Raw genomic sequence first — 20,189 nt, forward strand, 5'->3', positions numbered from 1 at the left:
GCCCAAGCGACGGCTTTGTCGAAAAGCCGGATTGCTCGAGACGTCGCGCCCGGTGCGCGGCATTGTCCTGCATGCTGCCGAACGCGTGAAAACATCCCATCATCTTACCTTACCGGGCCCGGACTTGGCCCGTTGTGGAGCGATGCCATGACCGACGCTTCGCGTCCCACCACCGAGATCAGTCTGCTGGGCAGACCCTACGTCGTCGCCTGCCCGCCGGAGGAGCAAGCTCAGCTCAACCGCGCGGCACGCTATCTGGATCGCGCCATGCATGGCATCCATGCCCGCGGCAAGATCATCGGCGCAGAAAAGATTGCCGTCATGGCAGCACTCAATATCACCCATGAGCTCATCCAGGCCATGGATGCGCAGCGTGCCAACGACGAGAACCTGGAAAAGCTGGCGGCCCGCCTGGAAAAGGCCCTGGCGAGCACCCCCGTCAGCTCGTTGGATGAAGGTTGAAGGGCCTCCAAGCATCAAGATCGCACAGGTGTCTTGGGGCTGACGTACATCCTCTGTTAGGATGAAGATGTTCCCTGGGGTGTACGCCAGTCGTTGACGTCCCTTGAGCCTATGCGATGTACCCAGGGGGCTGCCAGCCAGGCTTGTGTGCATGTCCGTGCGACGGAAAGCCTAATAGCCTGTCGGCGGCCACCCACCTGAACCAGTAGGTTCAGGGCCAGAACGACAGCGGCACTCTGGGGAACTCATGAGCGAAACCGTTACGATATCTCGCATTTCATCGTCGTCTCTCATGGCACGCGGCGAATTGCGTCGCGAGTTACGCCGTCGCCGTCGCGCACTGACGCCCTCCCAGCGACGCCAGGCATCATTGGCCTTATGCCGCCAGCTTCGCCAGTTACCCGAGATGCGCCGCGCCCAGCGTGTCGCCTTGTATCTGCCCAATGATGGCGAGATCGATCCCACACCATTGATTTCTTGGCTGCACAAGCGCCGAGCCAGTGTGTATCTGCCGGTATTGCGTCCCTTTACCCAGAATCAGCTGTGGTTCGTCGCCTATCGCGACACCACCCCGATGGTGCGCAACCGTTTCGGTATTTACGAGCCCGATCGGCGCCACGGCGCGCACCGCGCCCGACGGCTGCCGCCATGGGCGCTGGATCTGGTGCTGCTACCGCTGGTGGGCTTCGACGATGCGGGTAACCGGATGGGCATGGGGGGAGGCTTTTATGATCGCACTTTTGCCTTCTCGCGTTTGCGGCGCCCCCACCCTCGTCTGATCGGCCTGGCTCATGATTGCCAGCATGTCGACACCCTGCCGGTAGCCAGTTGGGACGTCCCGCTCGACGCCGTGGTCAGCGATAGCCGTATCATCCGCCCCGAAGGAGTAGAAATCGTGCGTCGCTGACCTTGACGGTGTCATATCGTCAAGCTGCGTAGAGCCTCAAACGAAAACCGGCCGGTGGTCGAGACCACCGGCCGGTTGGCCAGGATTCGCAGCGGTTCAAGGCGCCAGGTTAAAGCGACCAGGTCCGAGTAGTTGTTATCGCTATCAACTTCCTATCAAGGTCTGTGCATAGCCGGTGGCTACGACACCCAGGCCAAATATCAACACCAAAGCCATGACCAAATCGGGCTTACGTTTCATTTCCTGCTCCGAACACGGTTGACGCCGCCACACCCCTGACGACGCCTCGACTATAGGGTTACAGGAAAAGGCTTACAACTCTCGTTTTTAAGTTTGAGTTAATTTTTAATTAATGAACACGGTTCGGGTTACTTCCTGTTTAAAAGATAATAAATATTGCTGAAAAGCCACCTTACTTGACCATTTTTAACTACTGTAAATAACCACAGTCAGGCCATGAACAGCCGATAGGCAGCATTGTCGGTTTCCTTCCAGTAACGATAGCCGATCCGATCGAAATACTCCTCGACATGGGTACGGTCGCCGTTGGGGACCTGCATGCCGACCAGCACCCGACCGTAAGCCGCGCCATGGTTACGATAATGAAACAGGGAAATGTTCCAATCCGCGGGCAGGTGGGTCAGGAAATTCATCAATGCGCCCGGACGCTCGGGAAATTCGAAGCGATAGACTTGCTCGTTGAAATGCTCCTTGGGACGTCCGCCGCCCAGATGCCGAATGTGCAACTTGGCCAGTTCGTTGTCGGTCAGGTCTTCCACGGGATAATCGGCGTCGCGCAACTTGCGGATCACCTCCTGGCGATCATCGCCGCCGGGTTTGACCTGGACGCCGACAAAGATGTGCGCCTCCTGCGGATCGGCATAGCGATAATTGAACTCGGTCACCATGCGCTTGCCGATGATCTTGCAGAACTGCTTGAAACTGCCGGGACGCTCGGGAATCGTCACCGCCAGGATCGCCTCGCGCTGCTCGCCGAGCTCGGTGCGTTCGGCGATATGCTGCAGACGGTCGAAATTGGTGTTGGCGCCGGAATTGATGCATAGCAGGGTCTGGCCCTGGGCTCCGGTCTGCTGAATGTACTTCTTGAGCCCCGCCAGCGACAGCGCGCCGGAAACTTCGGCGACGGCGCGGGTATCCTCGAAGATATCCTTGACCGCGGCGCACATTTCGTCGGCATTGACGGTGATCACGTCGTCGACATGATGGCGCAGTATCTCGAACGGTGCCTCGCCGATCTGGGCCACCGCCACGCCTTCGGCAAACACGCCCACCTGATCGAGCACCACGCGCTCGCCGGCAGCCAACGCCGCCTTCAGACACGCGGAGTCGTCCGCTTCGACCCCGATCACCTGGATTTCCGGACGCAGGTACTTGACGTAGGCGGCCACGCCGGCAATCAACCCACCGCCGCCCACCGGCACGAAGATAGCGTCCAGGCGGCCGGTGTGCTGGCGCAGGATCTCCATGGCCACCGTGCCCTGACCGGCGATCACGTCCGCGTCGTCGAAAGGCGGAATGTAGGTATAGCCATGCTCGGCGATCAGAGTCCGGGCATGCTCGAGCGCCTCGCCGAAGGCGTCGCCCTTGAGCACTACCTTGGCGCCCCGGGCACGCACCGCCTGTACCTTGATTTCCGGCGTGATACGCGGCATGACGATGATCGCCTTGACGCCCATCTGCTTGGCAGCCATCGCCAGCCCCTGGGCGTGATTGCCCGCCGAAGCGGCGATCACGCCCTTGGCCTTCTGTTCTTCGCTGAGTTGAGCCATCTTGTTGTAGGCACCGCGAATCTTGAAGGAGTAGACCGGCTGTAAATCCTCGCGCTTGATCAGAATCTGATTGTCGAGACGGCGAGAGAGAAAAGGCGCCTTGGAGATCGGCGTTTCGTTGGCCGCTTCGTAGACGCGGGCCTGGAGGATTTTCTTGACGGTTTCTTCGAGCATTCTGGTGTCCTAAGTCACGCACCTCATCGATGACCGCCCGGTCATCGAACAAACGTCTATTGGTAGCAGACTGCAGGCGACAACGTCCAGCGGACGCGTCCCGTTCGCTGTCGCCATCCACTATAATGGCGCCCATCACCCGCCAACTCGAGACAGCCATGACCCAGGACGAACTCAAGTACGCCGTCGCCGCCGCCGCCATCGAGGAGATCAAGCCGCTGCTGGCCAGCGACGTGGTGATCGGCGTGGGCACCGGCTCCACTGCCAATCAATTCATCGACCAGCTTGCCGCGCTGCGCCACGATTTCAAGGGCGCGGTCGCCAGCTCCCAGGCCACCGCCGAACGGCTGCGCCGCCATGGTATCGATGTCTTCGAGCTCAACCATGTCGGCACGGTACCGGTATACGTCGACGGTGCCGATGAAATCGATCCGCGCTTTGCCATGATCAAGGGCGGCGGTGCGGCGCTGACCCGGGAAAAGATCGTTGCCGCCTGCGCACAACGCTTCATCTGCATCGCCGATGCCTCGAAAAAGGTCGAGGTGCTCGGCGGCTTTCCGCTGCCGATCGAGGTGATCCCCATGGCACGCTCGTATGTGGCTCGCGAGCTGGTCAAATTGGGCGCCGAGCCGGTCTACCGCGATGGCGTGGTCACCGACAACGGCAATCAGATCCTTGATTGCTTCGAGTTTCTCATCGAGGACCCCATCGCCGTGGAGGAGCGGCTCAATAACATCGTCGGCGTGGTCACCAACGGCCTGTTCGCCCGGCGGGGTGCCGACGTGCTGCTGCTGGGCACGGCTGAGGGCGTACAGCGTTTAACCTGAAGCGTCGCACCCCCAGCAATGAGGTGTGGCTGAGATGTGGCGTCAGGTGCGCACCGCCGACGCCAGCCGTGCGTCGATTCCCGCCAGGGTGCGTGCCAGCGCGCCGCGATTGGCGGCCACCACCGCCTCGCCGGCGCGCCCCAGGCGCTCACGCTCATCCGCCGCGCCCAAGAGACTGACGAGCGCCGCGCCGAGCGTGCGGGCATCGCTGACTTCCACCAACGCGCCGGCATTGCGCAGCGTGTCGGCGATATCCTGGAAATTGCTCAGATGGGGTCCGGTGATGACCGGCACCCCGCAGGCTGCCGGCTCGAGCAGGTTATGCCCACCGATGTCGACCAGGCTGCCGCCCACGAACGCCACATCAGCGGCACCATAGAAGGCCATCAGTTCGCCCATGGTATCGCCCAGCAGCACGCTGGTGGCCGGCGTCGGCCATTGGCCGAGGGAGCGTCGCGCCACCCGCTCGTCACGCGCTTCACATCCGGCCTGACACAGCGCATATACCGCCTCGAAACGCTGAGGATGGCGCGGCACCAGAATCAGCAACGCGTCAGGGTAGGTTTCACGCAGTAGCGCGTGCGCCTCGAGAATCCGCTCATCCTCGCCGGGGTGCGTCGATCCTGCTACCCACACCGGGCGCATCTTCATTCGTGCACGTAAGTGCTCGCTTCGCTGAAGGGTGTCGCGATCCAGGGAGAGATCGTATTTGATCGAGCCGACCACCTGGGCGCGTTCGGCGGGCAGCCCCAGGGCGATGAAACGCTGGGCGTCCTCCCCCGACTTGGCCGCCAGCCAGTCCACGCGTGACAGGGTTTCGGCCATCAGCGCACGGACCCGGCGATAACCGGCAAAGCCGCGCGGGGAGAGACGCGCATTGGCGACGATCACCGGAACACCCTGGCGCGAGCACGCCGCCATCAGGTTGGGCCAGAGTTCGGTCTCGACAATGATCGCCAGTCGAGGCTGCAAGCATTGCAGGAAACGCCGTGCCGCGCCGGGAAAGTCCAGCGGCAGGAAATGGTGCACCACGGGGAAATGGTCACCGGGAAACAGGGTCTGAACCCGTTCGGCGCCAGTCGCCGTCATGGTGGTGATGACCAGGCAATGGTCGGGATAGCGGGTGCATAGACTGTCGATTAACGGCTTGGCCGCCAGCACTTCGCCCACCGACGCGGCATGCAGCCAGAGAATATTGGCGTTGTGCGGGCAATCCACGATTCCCAGGCGCTCACGCCGAGGATGAGTGGGCGCCCACTCACGCCAAACACGCCACCAGATCAGAGGTGAAAGCGCATACAACGCGGCGCTGTACAGCCACCGCGCCCAGGATACGCGCCGCGTCACCTCAGCGCTCACGGTCGAGAATCGTGGAGATCATGGCCGTGGTCGAGACGCCATCCTCGAAGCCCAGCACCTTGACCTCTCCGCCGCGGGCTATCACCGCGTCGCCTCCGGCGATCTCTTCGGGGCGGTAGTCACCGCCTTTGACCAGTACATCGGGAAGCACCGCCTCGATCAGCCGCGCCGGTGTATCCTCGGCAAAGGCCACCGTCCAGTCCACCGCGCCGAGACCCGCCAGGACCTGCATGCGTCGCGCCAGGGCATTGATCGGCCGCTTGGGGCCCTTGAGCCGCGCGATGGAGGCATCGTCGTTGACCGCGACGATCAGGCGGTCACCGAGACGCCGTGCCTGTTCCAGATAGGCGACATGGCCGGCGTGCAGAATATCGAAACAGCCATTGGTCATCACCACCCGCTCGCCACGCGCCTGAGCGGCACGTACCGCCTCTATCAGCGTGGCTTCATTGATGACACCGAATTCAGCGAGCTTGTCGCCATGCAAAGCCGTGTAGAGCTCGGCCACCGATAGGGTGGCGGTGCCGGGTTTGGCGACGACCAGCCCCGCGGCCAGGTTGGCCAGGGTCATGGCCTCGGGATAGGCGTGCCCCGCCGCCAGTGCCAACCCGAGTACGCCGATCACGGTATCGCCGGCCCCGGTGACATCGAACACTTCCCGGGCGCGGGTGGGCATATGCAGCGGGGGGTGGCCTTCACGGATCAGCGTCATGCCTTTTTCGCTGCGCGTGATCAGTACCGCCTCCAGCGCCAGCTCGTCTCGCAGGCGTTCGCCCTTGGCGGCCAGCTCGTCATCGTCGCGACACGGCCCGACCACCGCCTCGAACTCGCCCAGATTGGGGGTAATCACGCTGGCGCCGCGGTACCTGCCGAAATCGCTGCCCTTGGGGTCGACCAGCACCCGCTTGCCGGCGGCGCGCGCCAGGGCAATGAGCTCCTCCACCCGGTTGAGCGTCCCCTTACCGTAGTCGGAAAGAATCATGATGTCGGCATGAGGCAGCGCCTCGCGGACCTCATCGAGCAGCATGGTGGTATCCACACCGCGTAGGCCCTCCTCGAAATCCAGCCGGATCAGTTGCTGATTGCGACTCATCACGCGCAGCTTGGTGATGGTCGGAATCTCGGGGCTACGCTGGAAGTGAGCCCTTACATCGGATTTTTCCAGACAGGTCGTCAGCCTATCCGCATTGTCGTCATCTCCCACCAGCCCGGCGAGTACCGCATGCCCGCCTAGTGCGGCAATGTTGAGCGCCACGTTGGCGGCGCCGCCGGGGCGATCCTCGGCCTCCTCGACCTTGACCACCGGTACCGGCGCTTCCGGCGAGATTCGCGACGTGCCGCCATGCCAGTAACGGTCGAGCATGACATCCCCCACCACCAGCAGGCGGGCCTGTTCCAGGGCAGTGAAATCAAGCTTCATCGTCGGACTCCGGGGCATCAGGATGGACAGTATTGTGAGACGCTTCCCGTCCGGAGACCGCCTTGCGGGGCGCGGGCAGGGCGAGCAGCGACTCGAACTGGGCGACGACGTCCTCGACCTGGATCAGGGTCATGGCGTCGGGGTGGCGTACCCGCTGGCCCCAGGAAACCTCGTCGGGCGCCTTGTGCAGGTAGGTCCGCACGGCATCAGGATACCGGTTGACCACATACGCACGCCAGCGGTAGGGCGCCGCGCGGTCGGGATTGGTGGTGGCATATAGCCCCAGCGTCGGTGTGCCCAAGGCATTGGCCATGTGCACCGGGCCGGAATCGGGAGCCACCACCATACGAGCCCGGTCGAGCAGCGCCAGCAGTCCCTTCAACGAGGTGGCGCCAATCGCGTCGATGACGGCTCGCGGGTCGGCCTGGGCGCGAATGCGTGCGCCCATCTCGCGCTCCTGGGGACTGCCGCCACCGGTCATTACCGTGATCAGCCCATGCTGAGTCCAGGCATGCTCGATGAGCGCGGCGTACCCTTCGGCGGACCAGTTGCGGAAATTGCGCAGCCGCGGATTGGCGCAGGGGCTGATGGCCACGTACGGCGTCTCGCCGGTGAGGCGGAGCGCCTCGGCATAGGCACTCTCGGGTATCGGCAGCTGCCACTCGAGCTGAGCCGCTTCGGGCACCTCGACGCCCAACAGTCGCGCGAAATCCATGAACGATTCCAGCACGTGCGCCCGAGGATGCGGCACCAGCTGGCGATGGGTGAACCAATGCTGGCGGTCCTTGGCGCGCGCCTTGTCGTAGCCGACTCGTACCGCCGCCTTGAGCCCCAGCGAGAGCACGCTGGCGCGCAGCGCCTGTTGCATATGCAGTAGCACGTCAAAGCGTGTATCGCTGAGCTGTCGCCAGATATCGCGCATGCCGGCCAGCCCGGTGGATTTGTCGTACACCACGAACTCGACCCCGGAGAGACCGGAAAGTAAACTGTGCTCCCCCTTGCCGATGATCCAGGTGATGCGGGCTTCGGGCCATTGGCGCTGCAGGGCGCGAACGGTAGGCACCAGGTTGCAGACGTCACCCAGCGCGGAAAGTCGCAGCACACCGATATGCGCGGGACGGGCGGGCAGAGGATGCTTCATGCGATTGGCAACGTTCCAGAAAAGAAAGACATTCATTCTATATGATGCGCACATTCTATGTGACGCCCCGGTGGCGCCACAAATCGATGCCGACTGGTTCACGCCCGCCTTCTGGCAAGCGCGCAATGCGGTAACGGGCCAAGCACCGGGACGAGGCAGCAGCCTGTTTGTGCGTGCCGGACACGAACAATGGGTGCTGCGCCCCTATCGTCGCGGCGGATTGATCGCCCGCCTGAGTGCGTCGCGCTATGTCTGGAGCGGCCTGGAGCGCACCCGCGCCTTTCGCGAGATGCGCCTGACGCGCACGCTATATGACCAGGGCCTGCCGGTGCCGCGCCCGGTGGGTGCGTGCGTATGGCGCCAGGGCCCTGTCTACGAGGCAGCGCTGCTGACGCAGCGTCTCGCCGGCGCGGCGACCCTGGCCGATCATCTGGCTCAAGCCGACGCGGCGTTGCTGGCTCGGGTCGGCGCCACGATCCGGCGCTTTCATGACGCGGGCCTGGATCACGTCGATCTCAACGCGCGCAATCTGCTGGTGACCCCCGACGGGCGGGTCTGGCTGATCGACCTCGACCGCTGCCGTCTGCGTCCCCCCGGCGCCTGGCAGCAAGCCAACCTGCAACGGCTGGGACGCTCGCTGGAACGCTTTGCCCCCGACAGAGGCGAGAGGCTGCTGCATCTCATCAACCACGGTTATCACTCTCATCCCGGACTCGCTGACCCTTCATGACCGCTACCCTTTCACGACCCCGGCGCCAGCTGCGTGCCAGTCTTGTTTTCACCCTGGTCAACCTGTTGCTGGTGTGGCTGATCGCCCTGCGCTACGTGCCCTATCTCGAAGCCCCCGACGACCTGCTCGGCGTCAGCTATCTGGTGCTGACCTGGATCGGCCACTTCGCCCTGCTGACGCTGCTTGCCTGGCTCCCCTTCGGCGCCTTAGCACTCTGTCTGCCGCGCAAGGTGCTATGGATACCGGCAGCACTGCTGTCCTCCGCCGGGTTGTGGTTACTGCTGCTGGATAGTGGCGTCTATGCCCAGTACCGCTTCCATATCAACCAGTTCATGGTTGCGCTGGTGATCAACGACAAGAACGGCGAAATTTTCAGCTTCCCTCTTTCCACCTGGCTGGTGTTTGCCGGCGTGGCGCTGGGGCTGTTCCTTCTAGAGGCTTGGCTGGCCATGCGCCTGTTCGCCTCCCCCCGGGCCTGGAAGCTGCCGGTGTGGCGCGTCGTGGCCGGCCTGATGCTGGCGATGCTGGGCAGTCACGTCATCCACGTCGTTGCCGACGCCCGCTATCAACGCAGCGTCACCCAGCAGGTCGGCATCTTTCCGCTGTTGTTTCCCGCCACCGCCAAGGACTTCATGGAAGAGCATGGCTGGCTCGACCCTCGTGCAGCCCGTGCGGCGCGGACCGATATCGCCGGGGGCAACGCCGACAGTCTCAACTGGCCGAAGGCGCCGCTGACCTGCACGCCATCGGAGACGCCACCGAATATTCTGCTTATCGTGATCGATTCATGGCGCCATGACGAGTATGGCCCCGATGTCACGCCCACGCTGTATCACGCACTCGCCGGGCAAGGCCGCGTGTACCGCGAGCATTACAGCGGTGGCAATGCTACCCGCAACGGGATGATGAGCCTGTTCTACGGCCTGACCGGCAATTATTACCATCTGATCGACGACACCCAGACCCCGGCGTTGCTGCTGACCCAGTTGCAGCAGCAGGATTATGCGCTGGGCATCTTCTCCGCGGCGAGCCTGGACGGTGTCGGCTTCGACCGCACGATCTTCGCTTCCGTCCCCGACCTGCGCCTCTCCACCCCAGGCGACACCCCGGCCGAGCGCGACCGCAACATGACTCAGGAGTGGTTGGCGTGGCAAGCCGAGCATCACGCGACCACCCCCGACACGCCCTGGTTCGGCCTGCTGTTCTTCGATGCACCGCACGGCTACAGCGTGCCGGATGAAGCCGCCGCGCCCTTCCAGCCCGCCGCTGAGTCGATGGGGTACCTGAACCTCGGACCGGATACCGATCCAACGCCCTATTTCAACCTGCACCGTAACTCGGTGCACTATGACGACGGTCTGATCGGCGATGTCATCGCCGACCTCAAGGCCAGCGGCGAATGGCAGAATACCGTGCTGGTCGTGACCGCTGACCACGGTCAGTCCTTCAATGACTTCGGTCGCAACTACTGGGGCCACAACAGTCACTTCGCAGCGCCGCAGACCCAGGTGCCGATGATTCTCAGCGGCCCCGGCATCGCGCCGGGCGAGCATGCCGGCACCACCAGTCATCTCGACGTGGCGCCGACACTGATGACGCATGCTCTGGGCTGTCGCAACCCCAGCAGCGACTACAGCCAGGGCCAGGACATGCTCGATGCCTCGCTGGACCACGACTGGGTGATGGCGAGCAGTTATCTGGACTACGGCATCATCGAAGACGAACGCATCACCGTGATCGACGGCACTGGAGGTTGGGAAGTCGTCGATCCGCAGCTGAATCCATTGCCCGAACAGACCTTTTCCCCCGCCGTGCTCGAGGCGGTGACTACCATGAAGCGCTTCTTCGACTAGGGAACGGCATGACGGACCACCAGGCAACAAGAATCACCGGTGTGGTGATCACGCTCAACGAAGCCCACAACATCGAGGCCTGCCTGGCCTCGCTGGCGCGAGTCTGCGATGAGTTGATCGTGGTCGATTCGGGGTCGAGCGATGCCACGCGCGAGTTGGCGGCGCATGCCGGCGCCCGCGTGATCGAGCAGCCTTACCTGGGCGACGGGCCGCAGAAGAACGTTGGACCGCAACACGCCACTCACCGTTGGGTGCTGTCTCTCGATGCCGATGAGCGCCTGACCGATGCGGCCGTGGCGACGCTTGCAGGGCTCGATCTCGACACCACCGCCCACGACGGTTTTGCCCTGCGCCGGCGCAACTTCATCGGCTCGCGCTGGGTGAAGACCTGTGGCTGGTACCCGGATTACTGCCTGCGGCTGTACGACCGTACCCGTACCGCTTTCTCCGAGACCCGCCAGCATGCTTCGGTGCAGGCACGCGACCCCGTCAGGCTCGACGTCGATATCGAGCATTACTCCTTCACCAACCTGGCCGAACTGTTCACCAAGGCCGGCGGGCGCTTTTCCAGCCGCGCCGCCAAGATCATGTATCTCAAGGGCAAGCGTGCCAGCACGCTGTCGCCGGTCGTCCATGGCGCCAATGCCTTTGTACGCAAATACCTCTTTCAGCGAGGCTTCTCCTCGGGGGTCGATGGATTTTCCGTGGCGCTCTCGGCGGCGGTAAATGCCTATCTCAAGTACGCCAAGCTGCTCGAGTTTCAGCGCGACGCCAAAGTGCGCGAGGCCGAGAACTTCGACAACATCTGGTGAAAAGGGTTAATGAGCACTCACTTGCATATCCGCCACGTCAACTTGGCACGCGGGTTCCGAGGCGGCGAGCGCCAGACCGCTCTGTTGATCCGCGCCCTCGCCGAGCAGGGTATCCACCAGTCGCTGGTGTGCCGTCAGGACTCGCCGCTGCGTGACGAGATCGCCGACCTGCCGGTCACGCTCATCGCTGCCAACTCTCAGCTGGCGGGCCATGGACGTGGCATGCGCGCCGATGTGGTCCACGCCCACGAGGCCAAGGCCGTACACTGGGCCTACCTGCAGCACCGGCTGCGCGGCATCCCCTACGTGCTGACCCGGCGCGTGCCTCAGCCGATCAAGGACAAGCCGTTCAACCGCCGGACCTATCGCGCCGCCGCCTGTGCAGTGGGGATCTCCTCGGTCATCGAGCGACACCTTACGGAGCGCGGCTGGTGTCCGGTGGCCCGGATTCCCAGCGCACTGGCGCACCTGCCCAGCGATCCGGCACGGGTCGCCGCTCTGCGTCAGCGCTTCGCCGGCCGCCGGGTCGTCGGTCACATTGGCGCGCTGGTCGACCGCCACAAAGGGCAACGGCTGTTGATCGAGGCGGCCCGGCGCCTGCGTTCCAGCCATCCCGATCTGCTGTTCGTCTGCCTGGGACAGGGCGAAGACGCCGAGGCACTTCACGCCGAGAGTCGCGATCTTGATAATCTGATCTGGGAAGGTTTCCATCCCAACGTGGGTGATTATCTCGAAAACATGCAGCTGTTCGCCTTTCCGTCACGCAACGAGGGACTCGGCTCGATCCTGCTGGATGTCATGGACCACGGCGTGCCCATCGTCGCCGCCAATGTGGATGGCATTCCGGATATTGTCGTCGACCAGGTGAGCGGTGTGCTGGTGCCCGCCGAGGATGGTGCGGCTCTGGCAGCGGGTATCGCCGGACTGATCGATAACCCGGCGTGCGGCGCTCGCCTGGCCGAAGAGGCCCGACGTCGTCTGAGCGGTTTCACCCCGGAGGCGATGGGCGAAGCCTATCTGGCCCTGTACCGGCGCTTGCTCGGCCATGCGCCGAGGCAGGCATCGCGGGGCTGACAGGGTGGGGTTCGGGGCGGTGGAGGATAGGCTCTCTCGCCCGCGTCCGGCATAAAATTTCATTGCCAGCGGAACCTGGCGCTTTAATGTCCGTCATCAAACAGTAATGTTACCCTCGATGTCGGCACTCATGGATGATGCGAAAATGTTGATTCCCCGTGGCACCCTTCGCTGGTGCGCACTGACTTATATTGGCGTGTGCCTAGGCCATGCCCTGGTGATCAGCGTCCCGTTGCACTGGTGGTGGTCGCTGCCGGTCATTGCCCTGTGGTTGGCGCTAGCCGGGAAGTTTCGCTGGGGCCATCCCCGCCAGCGCGCCACGTCACGGCGTGTCTGGCCCTGGACGCTACTGCCGCTGGCTTTATGGTGGGTTTATGTCTACCTGGCCGCGAGTTTTGGCAATGTCGATCTCGGGGCGGTCATCTTTCATCTTCAGGCCGGTATCACCGAAAGTGGCGGAACCGAACGTATCATAGTGGGAATTCTCTATACCCTGGCAGCGCTGGTGATGCTGTCGGCGGTTACCTGGCTGGTGCGCGTCGATCATCGCTGGCGACTCTGGGAACGGGTACTGGCGCTGTTCCTGCTGGCGTTGAACCCGCTGCTGTTCGGTTTGTCGCTCCGTGGCGCCGCCGTGGTAGGCGATGACAATAACTGGCTGGAACAACGCTACCGCAAGCCCCAGGTCGAGACTCAGCCGAGCCATCCTCCCAACCTGATCTATCTGTATCTGGAAAGTACGGAGCGCACCTATGCCGACCGCCAGCGCTTCGGCGAGGCCTACGCCGACCTTACGGCCCTGGGCCGCCAGGGCACGGTCATTCAGGGTATCCGCCAACTCGACAATACCGGCTGGACCATGGCGGGAATGGCCGCCTCGCAGTGCGGCGTGCCGCTGATTCCTGCCGGGCTGGTCCATGACAATCAGTTCGAGCCCCTCGACGAGGTACTCCCCAACGTCACCTGCCTGGGCGACATCCTGAGTCAACGCGGCTACCAACTGACTTTCATGGGCGGGGCCAGCACCCGCTTTGCCGGCAAGGCCAAGTTCTATAAAGGTCACGGCTTCGATACCGTACTCGGGCGTGACGAACTGGAAGGCCAGGTATCGCCGCCGGATTATCTCAACGACTGGGGCTTGTTCGACGACACCCTGCTCGACATGGCGGTAGCGCGGATTCGCGACCTGGCGGCCCAGCCACAGCCGTTCGCGTTCGTCGGCCTGACCCTGGCTGCACACCCGCCTTTCGGCAACCCCGCCCAGTCCTGCCGTGAACAACAAGGCGATTTCGATGGCGAAGACATTCTGTATTCGGTGAAATGCACTGGCTGGCTGGCACGGCGTTTCGTGGAGCGCCTGGCACGTGAAGGACTGCTCGACAACACCCTGGTGGTGGTCGCCAGCGATCATCTCTCGATGAGAAACTCCGCCTGGCAGCAGCTCGTCGTCGGCCCCCGCGAAAACACCTTCCTGATGCTTGGCAAGGGTATTCCCGAAGGCAAGGTGATGCATCGCGATGCGTCCATGGTCGACGTCTACCCCACCGTGCTCGAGGCCATGGGCTATCGGCTGCACAACCATCGCGCCGGGCTCGGGGTGTCGCTGCTGTCCAATAGTCCGACCCTGGTCGAGCGTTACGGCCTGGAGAAGATCAACGATCGCATGCGGGTGGAAAGCGCCCTGCAACAACACATGTGGAAAGGCGTCAATTGATTCCCGACGCGCCGGTGGCCTCGGCGTTCATCACCGCTGCGAACACGCGCTCAGGCCCCAGTAGTCGCAGGCAGTGGTGATGCTCCAGCGGGCAGCTGCGCTGGAAACAGGGCGAGCAGTCCAGGCCCAGCATATGGATCTCGGCGTTGTCCGTCAGCGGCGGCGTGTAGTCCGGCGAAGTGGAGCCGTACAACGCTTGAATGCGTGTGCCCACCGCCGCTGCCACATGCATCAGGCCGGAGTCATTGGTCACCACCTGACGGCAGTCGGCGAGCAGATCCACGGCATCGGCCAGTTGCGTCTTGCCACAAAGATTGTGCACATGCGTCAGGCCCGAACTGATGGCCTCCCCGGCGGCGACATCCTTGGGGCCGCCCAACACCCGCACCTCGAAGCCCTCCACCGCCAGCCGCTCGGCCAGGGCTCGGAAGGAAGCCAACGGCCACTGCTTGGAAGGCCCGAACTCGGCCCCCGGCATCATGCCGATGGCCGGGCGAAACGATAACCCCAGCTGCATGCGCAACGCTAACTGGTTCTCCTTGTCCACCGCGAGGCGCGGAAACGGAATGGGAAAATCGCCGTCGCGCACCTGGGCTTGCGGCAGGCCCAGCGACACGAAGCGCTTCACGGTCTGGTCGAGTACCGTCTTGTCCAGCGAGCGGCGCTCGTTGAGCAACATCAGGCGCTGCTCTCCGGTAAACCCGATCCGTTTGGGGATGCCCGCCAGAAACGGCACCAGTGCCGACTTCCAGGAACGCGGCAGAACGAGCGCCTGATCGAAGCGCCCCTTGAGCGCGCGCGCCACCTGCCGACGGGTCTGCCAGCCGAACTCACCGTGCTTCACATCCAGCGCAATGGCCTCGTCGACCTCCGGCATGCGCGCCAGGATCGGCTGTGACCAGGCCGGGGCGAGGACAGCGATTGAACAGCCGGGGCGATGCGTGTTGAGCGTCTTGAACAGACTCTGGGCCATGACCATGTCACCGACCCAGGACGGTCCTACCACCAGGATACGCTCACCGCCCGCTGTCACTGCTTCACTCATTATTTAACCATTCCAGATACGCGCGCACGCCTTCGGCCACCGTCTTGAACTCGGCGGTATATCCGGCTTTACGCAGGCGGGAAATATCGGCGCGGGTATAGCTCTGGTAACGTCCCTTGAGCTCGTCGGGAAAATCGATGTATTCGATCTCGCCCTTTCCGTAGTAGTCGATCGCCGTCTCGGCGATGGCCTTGAAGGGCTCGGCACGGCCGGTGCCCAGATTGAAGATTCCGGATTTCTCGGGATGGTCGAGAAACCACAGGTTGACGTCGACTACGTCACCGACATAAATGAAATCGCGGCTTTGCATGCCGGCCGCGTAGCCCTCCCAGGCGCCGAACAGGCGCGGATTCTCGCCACGGCTCACTTGGGTATGGTGATGGAACGCGACGCTGGCCATCTTGCCCTTGTGCTGTTCGCGCGGTCCATAGACGTTGAAGTAGCGAAAACCTACAACCTGACTGGTCAGGCTATCCCAGCGGCTTCTCACGTACTGGTCGAACAACAGCTTGGAATAGCCGTAGACATTGAGGGGTTTTTCGAACTCGGGCGCTTCGACGAAGACTTCGCTCCCCCCATAGGTTGCCGCCGACGAGGCATACAGGAAAGGAATGCCGCGCCTCTGACAATAGTGCAACAGCACCTTGGAGTACTCGAAGTTGTTGGCGAGCATGAACTTGCCATCCCACTCGGTGGTGTCCGAGCAGGCGCCCTCGTGGAAGATCGCCTCGATGGGCGGCAGGCCGCTCTCCTCGCCGCGTAGCGCCGCTTGCACCCGGGACAGGAAGTCGTCCTTGTCCAGATAGTCGCCCAGGGTGCAATCGGCTAGATTGACGAACTTGGTGCCGTCGCTGAGATCATCGACCACCAGCACATCCGAGTGTCCGCGAGCATTGAGTGCCTTGACCAGATTGGCACCGATGAAGCCGGCACCGCCTGTCACTACGATCATGTCTGTTCCCCTATCCTGTTGCTGCGCACCATGGATCCGGCCTCGCACGCCCCGGAATGCCGAGTCATTCTTCCCGGTGCCTATAACCGGTTAACGGGTAATTGTATACTTGGCGGTTCTTGAATTCATGGGCCAATGGTGCTTCACCAATGACACAGTCGACGCCAGACGTGAAAACCTTTCAGGGCCTGATCCTCGCCCTGCAGCAGTACTGGGCCGAAAAGGGCTGCGTGATCATGCAGCCACTGGACATGGAGGTCGGCGCGGGCACCTTTCACCCGGCGACGTTCCTGCATGCCATCGGTCCCGAAACCTGGAATGCCGCGTACGTACAGCCATCGCGGCGCCCCACCGACGGGCGCTATGGCGAAAACCCCAACCGCCTGCAGCACTACTATCAGTTCCAGGTGGTCATGAAGCCTTCCCCGCTGGAGTTGCAGGCGCTGTATCTGGGCTCCCTGGAGCGTCTTGGCATCGACCCGCAGGTGCATGACATCCGCTTCGTCGAGGACAACTGGGAATCGCCGACGCTGGGCGCCTGGGGGCTGGGCTGGGAAGTCTGGCTCAACGGCATGGAAGTGACCCAGTTCACCTACTTCCAGCAGGCCGGCGGCATCGAGTGCTACCCGGTCACCGGCGAGCTGACCTACGGCCTCGAGCGTATCGCCATGTACCTGCAGGATGTCGACAGCGTCTACGACCTGGTGTGGGCCATCGCCCCGGATGGCAGCCAGGTCACCTACGGCGACGTCTACCTGCAGAACGAGCGCGAGCAGTCCGCCTACAATTTCGAGCATGCCGATGTGCCCGCGCTGTTTGCCAGCTTCGATCAGCTCGAAAGCGAGTGCGCCCGCCTGCTCGAGGCCCGCCTGCCGCTGCCCGCCTACGAGCGGGTGCTCAAGGCCTCGCATACGTTCAATATGCTCGACGCCCGCCATGCCATTTCCGTGACCGAGCGCCAGCGCTTCATTCTGCGCGTGCGCACCATGGCCCGTGACGTCGCCCAGGTCTACTACGAATCGCGCAAAGCCGCCGGGTTCCCCATGGCCCCCGAATCGCTGCGTCAGGAAATTCTCGGCCAGGAGCCGTTGTCACAAGAGGGAGATGCGTGAGCATGGCAGCCAATACCCTACTCATCGAACTGGGCGTCGAGGAACTGCCGCCGGGTGCCATTGCCTCGCTGGCAGGCGCGCTGCGCGACGGTGTCACCGCCGCGCTGCGCGAGGCCGAGATTCCCTTTGCCCGCGCCCAAGCCTACGCCACGCCGCGCCGCCTGGCAGTAAGCATCGAACAGCTCGAAGGCAAACAGCCCGATCGCGAGATCGAGCGTCGCGGTCCGGCACTGGCCGCGGCGTTCAAGGATGGCGAGCCGACCAAGGCCGCCCAGGGCTTCGCCCGTTCCTGCGGCGTCAGCGTCGACGAACTGATCCACCTGGAAACCGATAAGGGAACCTGGCTGGGCTATCGCGTTCAGCAGCAGGGCGAAGCGGTCACGGCGCTGCTCCCCGACATGCTCGCCAAGGTCGTCGCGAATCTGCCGGTTCCCAAGAACATGCGCTGGGGCGCGTCGCGCATCGAATTCTCTCGCCCGGTGCACTGGCTGGTCATGCTCTACGGCAGCGATGTGGTGCCCGCAAGCATACTGGGGCTGGAAGCCGACCGCCTGACCTACGGTCACCGTTTCCATGCGCCGCAGGCCCTTTCGCTGGCGCATGCCGATGACTATCTCGGCGCGCTGGAAAACGCCTATGTCCTCGCCGACATGCAGCGCCGGCGCGAGCGCATCCGCGAGCAGGTCCTCGCCGAAGCCGAGGTTCAGGAAGCCCGCGCCATCATCGACGAGACGCTGCTCGACGAGGTCAATGGTCTGGTGGAGTGGCCGGTGGCCCTCACCGGCAGTTTCGATGAACGCTTCCTTGCCGTGCCTGCGGAGTGCCTGATCTCATCGATGAAGGCCAACCAGAAGTATTTTCACCTGCTCGATGACGACGACAAGCTCAAGCCGCTGTTCATCACCTTGGCCAATATCGATAGCGCCGATCCCCAACAGGTCATTGCCGGTAACGAGAAGGTCATTCGTCCGCGGCTGGCCGATGCTGCGTTCTTCTACGAGACCGACCTCAAGCGGACGCTGGTCTCGCGCCGCGACGAGCTGTCCAGCGTGGTATTCCAGCAGCAACTCGGCAGCCTGGCCGACAAGGCCGATCGCAGCGACGCCGTAGCCCGTTACATCGCCGAGCGCATCGATGGCGACGTGGAACATGCCGGACGCGCCGCGCAACTCGCCAAGTGCGACCTGGTCACCGAGATGGTGCTCGAATTCCCCGAGCTGCAGGGCATCATGGGTACCTACTATGCCCGCCATGATGGCGAGCCCGAGGCCGTCGCCGAGGCGATTCACGAACAGTACCTGCCGCGCTTCGCCGGCGACGAGATTCCCCGGACTCGGACCGGACTCGCTCTGGCCCTGGCCGACCGCCTCGACACCCTGACGGGCATCTTCGGTATCGGGGCGCGCCCCACCGGTGCCAAGGATCCCTTCGCCTTGCGCCGTGCGGCCATCGGCGTGCTCAACATCCTGATCAAGGCCGAGCTCGATCTCGACCTGCGCGCATTGCTCGAGCAGGCCGCCGCTCAGCATCGTGATCTTCCCAAGGCCGAGGGGTTGGTTGACGAGGTGCTTGAGTACATGCTCGATCGCTTCCGTGCCTGGACTCAGGATGAAGGCATTGCCGTCGAGGTCTATCTCGCCGTACGCTCGCGTCCGGTCACCCGGCCCCTGGATTTTGCGCGACGCATCCGTGCCGTGGACGCCTTCACCCGGCGCGAGGAAGCCGCTGCACTGGCGGCTGCCAACAAGCGGGTTGCCAATATCCTGGCCAAGCAGGGACACGAGATCAGCGCTAGCGTGGACGCCGCGCTGCTGCAGGAAGACGCCGAGCAGGCCTTGGCCGAATCGCTCGCAGCACGCCGCCGCGAAGTGGCACCATTATTCGCCGAGGCGCGCTACAGCGAGGCACTGGATGCTCTGGCGGCCCTGCGCGCGCCGGTGGATACCTTCTTCGATGACGTCATGGTCATGACCGATGACGAAGCCGTACGCCGCAACCGCTTGGCCCTGCTCGCCAGCCTCCAGGGACTGTTTCTCGAAGTGGCGGATATCGCCGAACTCCAACAGTAACGCTCCACTGCGACTTGCAACGATGAAAGCCGGCGATGCCGGCTTTCATCGTCTTGCACCAAGCCCACCATGTTTCACGTGAAACCTGCGCCGAGCTGCGCCATGCTTGTTTCATGTGAAACGCCCCACGAGACCCTTGTTAATGTCCCAGCAACCCCTCTCGACGCCCGATGAAGATGATTTGCCTCAGAAGCTAATCATCCTTGACCGAGATGGCGTCATCAATGAGGACTCGGATGCCTACGTCAAATCGGTTGATGAGTGGATCCCCTATCCCCAGGCGATCGAGGCCATCGCACAGCTGTCGCAAGGAGGCTGGAAGATTGCCGTCGCGACCAATCAGTCGGGTATCGCCCGCGGCTATTATGGCGAGGCCGAGCTGGCTCGCATACATGAACGCATGCTGTCACTGGTGCACGAGGCCGGTGGTGAAATCGCGCATGTCGCCTACTGTCCGCATGGTCCCGATGATAACTGCCACTGTCGCAAGCCCCGGACCGGACTGCTCGAACAGATCCAGGCGGCTTTGAAGCTGGAAAGCCTGGCAGGTGCCTGGATGGTCGGAGACAGTCTTCGCGACCTGCAGGCCGGCACGGCCAAGGATTGCCGGCCGGTACTGGTGCGCACCGGCAAGGGCAAGCAGACCGAAGCCAGGGGGCACCTGGGACAGGCATGGATATTCGATGATTTGGCGGCATTCGCCGCGCATTTGCTCAGCCGCCCCGTGAACGTAGAATAAGGAGATTCA

Annotated in this window: 17 protein-coding genes and 1 other RNA gene; 12 read left to right on the top strand and 6 right to left on the bottom strand. The window is 63.2% G+C overall.

The features are described from left to right. Window positions 1-147 precede the first annotated feature (147 nt). From ACW4DH_RS04985 to ACW4DH_RS04995, 3 genes are all read left to right on the top strand, one after another. Window positions 148-462 carry a cell division protein ZapA gene (locus tag ACW4DH_RS04985; protein WP_459635257.1) on the top strand — a complete coding sequence of 105 codons (315 nt, stop codon included), beginning with the start codon at window positions 148-150 and terminating at the stop codon, window positions 460-462. Window positions 463-530: 68 nt separating this feature from the next. After that, window positions 531-709: non-coding RNA, 6S RNA (gene ssrS / locus ACW4DH_RS04990), on the top strand. After that, window positions 710-1,369, top strand: coding sequence for a 5-formyltetrahydrofolate cyclo-ligase (locus tag ACW4DH_RS04995; protein ID WP_459635258.1), 660 nt, complete (start codon window positions 710-712; stop codon window positions 1,367-1,369). Between the two features lie 449 nt (window positions 1,370-1,818). On the opposite strand, the gene ilvA is transcribed toward ACW4DH_RS04995, so the two are convergent. Further along, the gene (ilvA, locus tag ACW4DH_RS05000) at window positions 1,819-3,333 is read right to left on the bottom strand and encodes a threonine ammonia-lyase, biosynthetic (protein ID WP_459635259.1); all 1,515 of its coding nucleotides are present in this window, start codon (window positions 3,331-3,333) and stop codon (window positions 1,819-1,821) included. Between the two features lie 158 nt (window positions 3,334-3,491). Here ilvA and rpiA point away from each other — a divergent pair, with 158 nt between their 5' ends. Beyond that, window positions 3,492-4,160 carry a ribose-5-phosphate isomerase RpiA gene (rpiA, locus tag ACW4DH_RS05005; protein ID WP_459635260.1) on the top strand — a complete coding sequence of 223 codons (669 nt, stop codon included), beginning with the start codon at window positions 3,492-3,494 and terminating at the stop codon, window positions 4,158-4,160. Window positions 4,161-4,202: 42 nt separating this feature from the next. Here rpiA and waaA read toward each other — a convergent pair whose 3' ends face one another. Genes waaA through ACW4DH_RS05020 form a run of 3 tightly spaced genes read right to left on the bottom strand, consistent with a single transcriptional unit; the run spans window position 4,203 to window position 8,080 of the window. Then, window positions 4,203-5,519, bottom strand: coding sequence for a lipid IV(A) 3-deoxy-D-manno-octulosonic acid transferase (gene waaA, locus ACW4DH_RS05010; protein ID WP_459635261.1), 1,317 nt, complete (start codon window positions 5,517-5,519; stop codon window positions 4,203-4,205). Next, complete coding sequence (gene hldE / locus ACW4DH_RS05015; protein WP_459635262.1) at window positions 5,509-6,939, bottom strand: bifunctional D-glycero-beta-D-manno-heptose-7-phosphate kinase/D-glycero-beta-D-manno-heptose 1-phosphate adenylyltransferase HldE; 1,431 nt, start codon at window positions 6,937-6,939, stop codon at window positions 5,509-5,511. The genes waaA and hldE overlap by 11 nt, the downstream gene beginning before the upstream one ends. Next, window positions 6,929-8,080 (bottom strand): glycosyltransferase family 9 protein, encoded by a 1,152-nt coding sequence (locus ACW4DH_RS05020; protein ID WP_459635263.1) that lies wholly within the window; start codon window positions 8,078-8,080, stop codon window positions 6,929-6,931. The genes hldE and ACW4DH_RS05020 overlap by 11 nt, the downstream gene beginning before the upstream one ends. On the opposite strand from ACW4DH_RS05020, the gene ACW4DH_RS05025 reads away from it, so the two are divergent. The 5 genes from ACW4DH_RS05025 to ACW4DH_RS05045 all read left to right on the top strand — a co-directional run bounded on the left by ACW4DH_RS05025 (window position 8,079) and on the right by ACW4DH_RS05045 (window position 14,263). Continuing rightward, window positions 8,079-8,810 carry a 3-deoxy-D-manno-octulosonic acid kinase gene (locus ACW4DH_RS05025; protein ID WP_459635264.1) on the top strand — a complete coding sequence of 244 codons (732 nt, stop codon included), beginning with the start codon at window positions 8,079-8,081 and terminating at the stop codon, window positions 8,808-8,810. The two genes, ACW4DH_RS05020 and ACW4DH_RS05025, sit on opposite strands and share 2 nt — an antisense overlap. Then, window positions 8,807-10,663, top strand: a complete 1,857-nt coding sequence (locus ACW4DH_RS05030; RefSeq protein ID WP_459635265.1) for a DUF3413 domain-containing protein — start codon at window positions 8,807-8,809, stop codon at window positions 10,661-10,663. Before ACW4DH_RS05025 ends, ACW4DH_RS05030 begins: the two co-directional genes overlap by 4 nt. Window positions 10,664-10,671: 8 nt before the next feature. Next, a complete protein-coding gene (locus tag ACW4DH_RS05035; RefSeq protein ID WP_459635266.1) occupies window positions 10,672-11,475 on the top strand; it encodes a glycosyltransferase family 2 protein in 804 nt (267 codons plus the stop codon). Between the two features lie 9 nt (window positions 11,476-11,484). After that, complete coding sequence (locus ACW4DH_RS05040; RefSeq protein ID WP_459635267.1) at window positions 11,485-12,549, top strand: glycosyltransferase family 4 protein; 1,065 nt, start codon at window positions 11,485-11,487, stop codon at window positions 12,547-12,549. A 145-nt stretch (window positions 12,550-12,694) separates the two neighbouring features. Then, the gene (locus tag ACW4DH_RS05045) at window positions 12,695-14,263 is read left to right on the top strand and encodes a sulfatase-like hydrolase/transferase (RefSeq protein ID WP_459635268.1); all 1,569 of its coding nucleotides are present in this window, start codon (window positions 12,695-12,697) and stop codon (window positions 14,261-14,263) included. On the opposite strand, the gene waaF is transcribed toward ACW4DH_RS05045, so the two are convergent. Both waaF and rfaD read right to left on the bottom strand, forming a co-directional pair. Beyond that, on the bottom strand, window positions 14,256-15,308 hold the full coding sequence (gene waaF / locus ACW4DH_RS05050; protein ID WP_459635269.1) for a lipopolysaccharide heptosyltransferase II: 1,053 nt from the start codon (window positions 15,306-15,308) through the stop codon (window positions 14,256-14,258). The genes ACW4DH_RS05045 and waaF overlap by 8 nt on opposite strands. After that, window positions 15,301-16,260, bottom strand: coding sequence for an ADP-glyceromanno-heptose 6-epimerase (gene rfaD / locus ACW4DH_RS05055; RefSeq protein ID WP_459635270.1), 960 nt, complete (start codon window positions 16,258-16,260; stop codon window positions 15,301-15,303). The genes waaF and rfaD overlap by 8 nt, the downstream gene beginning before the upstream one ends. Window positions 16,261-16,409: 149 nt before the next feature. Between rfaD and glyQ the strand changes: the two genes are divergently transcribed. The 3 genes from glyQ (at window position 16,410) to gmhB (ending at window position 20,180) form a co-directional block, all read left to right on the top strand. Continuing rightward, window positions 16,410-17,372 (top strand): glycine--tRNA ligase subunit alpha, encoded by a 963-nt coding sequence (gene glyQ, locus ACW4DH_RS05060; RefSeq protein ID WP_459635271.1) that lies wholly within the window; start codon window positions 16,410-16,412, stop codon window positions 17,370-17,372. A 2-nt stretch (window positions 17,373-17,374) separates the two neighbouring features. Continuing rightward, window positions 17,375-19,441 carry a glycine--tRNA ligase subunit beta gene (gene glyS, locus ACW4DH_RS05065; RefSeq protein WP_459635272.1) on the top strand — a complete coding sequence of 689 codons (2,067 nt, stop codon included), beginning with the start codon at window positions 17,375-17,377 and terminating at the stop codon, window positions 19,439-19,441. Between the two features lie 142 nt (window positions 19,442-19,583). Then, window positions 19,584-20,180, top strand: a complete 597-nt coding sequence (gmhB, locus tag ACW4DH_RS05070; protein ID WP_459635273.1) for a D-glycero-beta-D-manno-heptose 1,7-bisphosphate 7-phosphatase — start codon at window positions 19,584-19,586, stop codon at window positions 20,178-20,180. The last annotated feature ends 9 nt before the right edge of the window (window positions 20,181-20,189 follow it).

The sequence above is a fragment of the Halomonas sp. WWR20 genome, from assembly GCF_054602495.1.